Source organism: uncultured Thioclava sp., assembly GCF_913064665.1.
In the GTDB taxonomy this organism is placed as follows: domain Bacteria; phylum Pseudomonadota; class Alphaproteobacteria; order Rhodobacterales; family Rhodobacteraceae; genus Thioclava; species Thioclava arctica.
In genome coordinates this window covers 1-3408 of record NZ_CAJYBT010000085.1, presented here as the reverse complement: position 1 = coordinate 3408, position 3408 = coordinate 1, and the positions used below count along the sequence as shown (strand labels likewise).

Here is a 3408-nt window from a genome sequence, read left to right as displayed (position 1 = left end):
GGGGGTGGAGATGCCGCCGTAAAGCGCCACAAGAACCCCGGCGATAATCGCAATGAAGGGCAGGACGCGGGGCAGTATCTCAAACCGCTCGCGCCAAGAATAACGCGCCGTGGTCAGCACCGAGTTCGCCGCGCCTCGGCGCCAAGTATCGAACACCGCCCAGCCGATGAATAGCACGGTGAGCAGCAGACCGGGGATGACCCCTGCGAGGAATAGCCGCCCGATCGATGTTTCAGTAGCAACGCCGTAAACAATCATCGTGACCGAGGGTGGGATCAGGATACCCAACGTGCCGCCCGCTGCGATCGAACCAGCGGCGACTTCGGGCGGGTAGCCGCGCGAGCGCATTTCGGGAATGCCCATTTTGCCAATCGCGGCACAGGTGGCCGGGCTTGATCCAGACATCGCCGCGAACAGCGCACAGGCTCCAAGATTGGACACGACGAGGCCGCCGGGAACCCGCGTCAGCCAGCGTTCTAGCGCTTCGTAAAGATCCGGGCCAGCACGGGTCGAGGCGATCGCCGCGCCCATGATGATGAACATCGGAATCGAGAGCAGCGCGAAGCTGTTGAGTTCCGCGTAGAACAGGTCGGGCAGGGATTGCAGGGAACGTGGTCCCTCGAAGATTAGCAGGAAACCGGTGGCGGTTAGCAACAGGCCGACCGCGACGGAGACGCCGGAGAACAGGACCACAGTCGTCACGACTCCAATGATGAGGGCGATGAGAAGCGGATCCATCAGTCTGGGCTCCTTTCGGGATGGGGCTCGGGCATCACCTCGGTCGGCGCAAAGATCGCCATCCAAAGATCGCCGATCAGTTGCAGCAGGTAGAGGCCGAAGCCCAAAGGCATCGAGAGATATGTGATCCAGAGCGGGAAGGCCCAGACCGACTCCGATTTCCAGTTGCGGTGCCAAGCTGTGTAGAAGAATTCCCAGCTATACCAGAGCATCGTGGCGATCATCGTGATCGTGGCCAGCGTGACCACCACCGCCAGAACCCGCCGCGCCGGAACTGGAAGCAAGTGCGGTACGAGGTCGACACCGACGTGACCGCGCAACTTTTGCACATAGGGCAGACCCAAGAGCGTCGCCGCAATCATCAGATAGATCACCGCCTCGGTCTGCCAGATTGTTGATCGTCCGAGAACCGCACGCACGAAGATCATCTGGCAGGTGATCAGCACCGAGGCGAGGATCATGCCCGATGCGGCGATGCCGGACAGGGTGGATACCAGCCCCAGCACCCGTAGCGCCAGAGGGAGGCGATATGCGGCGCCTGACGGCACCGCATTGCTTTGGTCTTGGTTCATTGCACCGCCAACGCCTCATCGAGCAGCTTCTGTCCGTCCGGCGTCGATTTGACAAAGGCTGGATAGGAACTTTTCTTTGCGATTTCGCGCCATTCGTCGAAATCCGCCTGCGACATGGTGGCGATTTTAACGCCAGCCTTCTCAAAAGCCTTGGTGGTTTCGGCGTCACCCAGCTTGGCCTGCTCCAGATACCATGTCTCGGCTTTAGCCGATGCATCGGTCAGCGCCTTTTGCTGTGCCGGGGTCAGGTCGTCGAAGGTGGTCTTGTTGATCAACAGAGGCTGATACATGAACCAGAGTGCGGTATCACCGGCCGGAGTGTAGCACTTAAGCTGTTCGTAAAGACGGTAGCTCAGGAAGCTTTCCGAAGACGTGTTGGCGGCATCGAGAACCCCGGTCTGTAGTGCCGAATAAATTTCCGATGACGCCATCGACGAGATCGAGGCCCCGGCAGAGGCCAGCATAATCTCGAAGGATTTGCCCGCAGCGCGGATGGTCAACCCCTTCACGTCGGCGGGCTTTGTGATGCAGTTCTTGGTGGAACCGAACCCGCCGGCGAGATAGCCGTGGACCAGCGTCTTGACGTCGTCTTCGTTCAGGATTTTCTCGATATCCGCCATGAAAGGCGAATGCGCCAACCGGTTTCCGTGGTCGAGATTTTTTACCAGCCCAGGCATCAGAGTCAGGTTGTATTCCGGCCGCTGCCCACCCGCGTAGCTGAGCGGCAATATCGTCATATCAAGCTGGCCGCGGCTAAGCGGCGTGTATTGCTCGCGAGCCTTGAATAGGGTCTGGTTCGGATAGATCTGGATGTCGAGGTCAACATTCGCGGCCTTGACGTCGTCGGCGATCATCTGCGCGACCTTGTTTCGGACATCCCCCTCGGAAAACTGGTGCGATAGTTTCAATGTTGTGGCGTCGGCAGTGCCAGCGACAAGCGTGGCAAAGACTCCCGCCGCAATCAGGCGTTTAATCATTTTATTTTCCTCCCTCGCCGGATCGTTTGATGTTCCCGGCGGGGTTATGGAAAACGAATGTTGTGCTCTCTGTCAATGATATTGTATACAAGAAACGTATAGCGGGATGCAGCTCGTTCGGGAGATAATATGGAGTCCAGTCGCTCAGACCAGATCGCATCGCTTCTCGAAGAGCAGATACTGACCGGTCGATTCGCTCCGGGCGCACGGCTCGATGAGGTATCGCTTGCAGAGGAGCATCAGGTCTCCCGAACCCCCATTCGCGAAGCGCTGCAACGACTTTTGCTTTCGGGCCTCGTTGAGCACGCGCCTCGCCGTGGCGTTTTCGTGCGGCAGGCGTCAGCTATAGAAATCATGGAAATGTTTGAGGTCATGGCGGAACTCGAAGCGGCTTGCGGGAGGCTTGCGGCCATGCGCAGTAGCGAAGAAGCAGTCGAGCGTCTCCGTCGAGTGAATGCCGGATGTCGCGAGGCGCTTAAAAACGGTGACGCTGATGCCTACTATGAAGAGAACGGCGCTTTTCATCACTTTATTTACGCGCAATCCGGCAACCGTTTCCTCGAAAATGAGGCCGCACGGCTACATCGCAGACTGAAGCCTTACCGTCGGATGCAACTTCATCTCCGGGGGCGCATGCAGCAGTCGATGGATGAGCATGACGGGATCGTCGATGCCATTGCAGCGGGCAAAGCAGGAGCAGCTGCGGAACTGTTGCGCAGCCATGTCGGGGTGCAAGGGGAGAAGTTTCATCATCTCTTGCAACAATTGCGGCTCGAAAAGACAGGCTGATCAATGGGGCGACTTTCCGTGCGCTTGAATTGCACTAGCGCAACTTTGGGCTTGGTTGCGCGCGGCGCGATTGACCTGCCCCTTTTTTCAGGGCCAATCGTAAGTCGAGCCTGTTCTCCTTTTGTGTGCCATCATTCGGCGGCATGAGAAATGGGCGCATTGGCCAGCGCGTCACTGGTGAAGTCGAGCGACTTGCGCTGATTGGGTGCGATCGGGCACCAAGCACCCTCACGCCCCTCGCGCGGGATTTTCTTGCGCTTGCTGTCGCCGATTGATTTCGAAACCAGACAGCAGAAACTGAACGAGGCAGGTGTCTAGGAAACTAGGGGCAC

General features: G+C 58.4%; 4 protein-coding genes. 1 reads left to right on the top strand and 3 read right to left on the bottom strand.

Going from position 1 to position 3408, the window contains the following annotated elements; translation table 11 throughout:
- The 3 genes from QZ571_RS18315 to dctP all read right to left on the bottom strand — a co-directional run.
- Positions 1-738: TRAP transporter large permease subunit (locus tag QZ571_RS18315; protein WP_295537595.1), on the bottom strand; the 738-nt coding region annotated here is incomplete at its 3' end.
- Positions 738-1310, bottom strand: coding sequence for a TRAP transporter small permease subunit (locus QZ571_RS18310; protein WP_295537593.1), 573 nt, complete (start codon positions 1308-1310; stop codon positions 738-740). The genes QZ571_RS18315 and QZ571_RS18310, both read right to left, overlap by 1 nt.
- Positions 1307-2287 carry a TRAP transporter substrate-binding protein DctP gene (gene dctP, locus QZ571_RS18305; protein ID WP_295537592.1) on the bottom strand — a complete coding sequence of 327 codons (981 nt, stop codon included), beginning with the start codon at positions 2285-2287 and terminating at the stop codon, positions 1307-1309. Before dctP ends, QZ571_RS18310 begins: the two co-directional genes overlap by 4 nt.
- Positions 2288-2416: 129 nt before the next feature.
- On the opposite strand from dctP, the gene QZ571_RS18300 reads away from it, so the two are divergent.
- Positions 2417-3076 carry a GntR family transcriptional regulator gene (locus QZ571_RS18300; protein WP_295537590.1) on the top strand — a complete coding sequence of 220 codons (660 nt, stop codon included), beginning with the start codon at positions 2417-2419 and terminating at the stop codon, positions 3074-3076.
- Positions 3077-3408 lie beyond the last annotated feature (332 nt).

Bases quoted from the DNA above. Each gene is read 5' to 3' on its own strand.
- dctP (WP_295537592.1), bottom strand. From the start codon at position 2,287: ATGATTAAACGCCTGATTGCGGCGGGAGTCTTTGCCACGCTTGTCGCT.
- QZ571_RS18300 (WP_295537590.1), top strand. From the start codon at position 2,417: ATGGAGTCCAGTCGCTCAGACCAGATCGCATCGCTTCTCGAAGAGCAG.
- QZ571_RS18310 (WP_295537593.1), bottom strand. From the start codon at position 1,310: ATGAACCAAGACCAAAGCAATGCGGTGCCGTCAGGCGCCGCATATCGC.